Annotated in this window: 4 protein-coding genes; 1 reads left to right on the forward strand and 3 read right to left on the reverse strand. The window is 65.1% G+C overall.

Annotation, left to right across the window (positions count from 1 at the left end):
• Positions 1-1,330, reverse strand: a 1,330-nt coding sequence (locus Q1J79_RS14365; RefSeq protein WP_300301605.1) for an NAD-dependent succinate-semialdehyde dehydrogenase, incomplete at its 3' end; no start/stop codon positions are given.
• Between the two features lie 89 nt (positions 1,331-1,419).
• On the reverse strand, positions 1,420-2,082 hold the full coding sequence (locus Q1J79_RS14370) for a 2OG-Fe(II) oxygenase (RefSeq protein ID WP_300301607.1): 663 nt from the start codon (positions 2,080-2,082) through the stop codon (positions 1,420-1,422).
• A gap of 89 nt (positions 2,083-2,171) precedes the next feature.
• Between Q1J79_RS14370 and Q1J79_RS14375 the strand changes: the two genes are divergently transcribed.
• Positions 2,172-3,104 carry an ATP-binding protein gene (locus tag Q1J79_RS14375; RefSeq protein ID WP_300301608.1) on the forward strand — a complete coding sequence of 311 codons (933 nt, stop codon included), beginning with the start codon at positions 2,172-2,174 and terminating at the stop codon, positions 3,102-3,104.
• Between the two features lie 3 nt (positions 3,105-3,107).
• Here Q1J79_RS14375 and Q1J79_RS14380 read toward each other — a convergent pair.
• Positions 3,108-3,473, reverse strand: a 366-nt coding sequence (locus tag Q1J79_RS14380) for a murein hydrolase activator EnvC (protein ID WP_300301610.1), incomplete at its 5' end; no start/stop codon positions are given.

Raw genomic sequence — 3,473 nt, forward strand, 5'->3', positions numbered from 1 at the left:
CTTCCGGCAGGGCCAGGCCATGGTGGTTGATCGACACCATGCCGCTCTCGAAGGCCGCACCGATAGCCGCCGCCGTCTTGGCCGACTTGGTATAGGCATAGGCCGCCAGGCCGAAGGGCAGGCGGTTGGCCTCTGCCACCACCGCATCAAAGCTGGAGAATGGCACGATCGGCGCCACGGGGCCGAACGGCTCCTCGTTCATGATGCGCATGTCATTGTTGATGCCGGTCAGCACGGTGGGCTCGAAGAAGTTGCCCTTGTTGCCGATGCGCTTGCCGCCGGTCTCGATCTTGGCGCCCTTCGACACCGCGTCGGCCACGAACATCTCCATCGCCTGCACGCGGCGGTCGTTGGCCAACGGACCCATGCGGGTATCCTTGTCGAGGCCGTCGCCCACCTTCAGTGACTTGGCAAAACCGGTGAAGCCCTCGACGAACTTGCCATAGACCGATTCATGCACCAGGAAACGGGTCGGCGACACGCAGACCTGGCCGGCATTGCGGAACTTGTTCGATGCCAGGATTTTCACCGCGGTGTCGACGTCGGCATCATCGAACACGATGGCCGGGGCATGGCCGCCGAGCTCCATGGTGATGCGCTTCATGTGCTGGCCGGCCAGCATCGAGAGATGCTTGCCCACCGGGGTCGAGCCGGTGAAGGTGATCTTGCGGATCACCGGGTGTGGGATCAGGTATTCCGAAATTTCCGACGGAATGCCATAGACCAGCTGGATCGCGCCGGCCGGCACGCCAGCATCGACATAGGCCTGCACCAGGGCGGCGCAGGAGGCCGGCGTCTCTTCCGGGCCTTTCAGGATGATCGAGCAGCCAGCGGCCAGGGCGGCCGAGCATTTGCGCACCGCCTGGTTGATCGGGAAATTCCACGGCGTGAAGGCGGCAACCGGGCCAACCGGTTCCTTCACCACGAGCTGGTACACGCCCTCGGCGCGCGGCGGCACGATGCGGCCATAGGTGCGGCGGGCTTCTTCGGCGAACCAGTCCATGATGTCGCCGGCCAGCAGGGTTTCGCCCTTGGCCTCGATGAAGGGCTTGCCCTGCTCCATCGACATGATCTTGCCGATCTCGTCGGCGCGGCCACGGATGATGTCGGCGGCCTTGCGCAGTACCTTGTAGCGGTCGTAGGCCGAGACCTTCTTCCAGGCCTTGAAGCCCTTGTCGGCGGCGGCCAGCGCGCGGTCGAGATCGGCCTTCTCGGCATGGGCGACCTTGCCGATTTCCTCGCCGGTGGCCGGGTTCAGCACCGGCAGGGTCTTGCCGTTCGCGCCCTTGGTCCAGGCACCATCAATATACAGGGAAACTTCGGGGTACATGCTTCCTCCTCACCGCATCCGGGGACTGAAAAATCAGGCCCGGGATTATGGCGGAAAGGGCTGCCCCCCGCTAGGCGTTGGCGCGGTGTTCAGGCCGCCTGAACCGGCTGGTCCGGATAGGCCAGCTCGTGACGGGCGCGCCATTCCGGGATCACGTAGTTGACGATGATCGAGCGGCGCACGCCTTTGATGTCACGCGGCTCGAAACCGTGCCAGGTGTCGTTGCCCGGCACGAAGATCAGCCCCTGGTCGAAAGCCGCCGGCGCACGGCCGACGCGGCGTTTCTCGTGATCGTAGATATCCGTGCCCCAGTTCGGGCCGTCCGGCGCGGTCGAAAGATAGACCAGCATGGTGAACTTCTTGGCGCCGATATCGGTATGCGGCTCCAGCCAGAAACCGCCCTTGTCTTGGCAGTATTCTATGCGCAGATAATGGCCAGCCAGATTGGCGCCGGTGGCTTGCTGCAATGCGGCAACGGTTTCCGGCGCCTGGAAGCAGGCCGCCACATCGCGGCAGACGGCGTGATCGGCCAGCAGGTCGCCGGCGAAGAACACCCGGCTTTCGTTATGGCTGTCGCGCTTGCCCTGGGTGTCGTCGATCTCGGCCGGCCGGACCGGCAGGTCGACAATGGCGGCGGCGGATTCCAGCGGCAGGGCCTGGTTCAGCAGCCAGTGGCGGTAGGGTTGCTGCGGCGCTTCGGCGGCCTGCAGGCTGGCGAGGAAATGGCGGCGGATGGTGGCGGATTCGGGCATGTCAGCACTTCCTTTTCCCGCAGCTTTACCCTGTTCGCCGGGCCGGGTATTGATCTGAAACAAAGCTCCCCCGACAAGGCGAAAAATCCATGGCGTCCCGTCCCAAGAAAGCAGCCAAAAAAGCACCCCGCCCCGCCGCTGCCAAGGTAGCCCCCCCACCGGCCGACGCCGCCCTGCTGCTGCGTATCGCCGATGCCCTGGAACGGCTGGCCCCGCCACGGGCGCCGGACTGGGACGAAACCGCCGCCGATGCTTTTGCGTGGCATGCCGAGCCGGCCCCGGGCTGGCTGGAGGCCGTGCCGCAGGTGAATGCCGTGTCCATCAACCTGCTGCAGGGCGTGGAGCGCGTGCGCGACATCCTGCTCGACAACACCACCCGCTTCGCCAGGGGCCTGCCGGCCAACAATGCCCTGCTGTGGGGTGCGCGCGGCATGGGCAAGTCGTCGCTGGTGAAAGCGGCGATCGGCGCGATCAATGGGAAGAAAGCCCATGCTCTGGCGCTGGTGGAAATCCACCGCGAGGACATCCCTTCGCTGCCGCAGTTGCTGAAGATACTGCGCAAATCAAAACGGCGCTTTGTGCTGTTCTGCGACGATCTGTCGTTCGACGCCGAGGACCAGCATTACAAGTCGCTGAAGGCCGTGCTGGATGGCGGCATCGAGGGCCGGCCCGACAACGTGATCCTCTACGCCACCTCCAACCGCCGCCACCTGCTGCCGCGCGACATGATGGAGAACGAGCGCTCGACGGCGATCAATCCGCACGAGGCCGTGGAGGAAAAGGTTTCGCTGTCCGACCGCTTTGGCCTCTGGCTCGGATTCCACTCCTGCAGCCAGGAGGATTTCTTCGCCATGCTGGACGGCTATTGCGCCGCCTATGGCCTGAAGATCGACCAGAAGCAGCTGCGCGCCGAGGCCGTGGAATGGTCGATGACGCGTGGCGCGCGCTCAGGCCGCGTGGCCTGGCAGTTCATCCAGGATCTGGCCGGCCGTCTCGGAAAGCCGCTGAAACCCGCGAGGTAAGGCTTACGCCACCGAGAGGAACTTGGCGGGATCCACCGCCTGGGTGCCCTTGCGGATTTCGAAATGCAACTGCGGCTGCGACACGCCGCCGGTGCTGCCCACTGTGCCGATCGCCTGGCCCTTGGTGACCTTCTGGCCCTTCTTGACCAGCGCCTTGTCGAGATGGGCATAGGCCGTCATCCAGCCATCGGCATGGCGCACCAGCAGGAGGTTGCCAAAACCCTTCAGCTCGCTGCCCGCATAGACCACCACGCCATTCTCGGCCGCGATCACCGGCGCACCGGCCCGCGCCGCGATATTGATCCCGTCGTTATGCAGCCCGTCAGGTTTCGGCCCGAATGTGGAGAGTACGCGGCCGCGCACCGGCCA

This window comes from Ferrovibrio sp. (genome assembly GCF_029255545.1).
Taxonomy (GTDB): Bacteria; Pseudomonadota; Alphaproteobacteria; order Ferrovibrionales; family Ferrovibrionaceae; genus Ferrovibrio.

What these genes read in the sequence shown, in the direction of transcription:
- Q1J79_RS14370 (WP_300301607.1), bottom strand. Translation starts at nt 2,082, where the DNA reads ATGCCCGAATCCGCCACCATCCGCCGCCATTTCCTCGCCAGCCTGCAG.
- Q1J79_RS14375 (WP_300301608.1), top strand. Translation starts at nt 2,172, where the DNA reads ATGGCGTCCCGTCCCAAGAAAGCAGCCAAAAAAGCACCCCGCCCCGCC.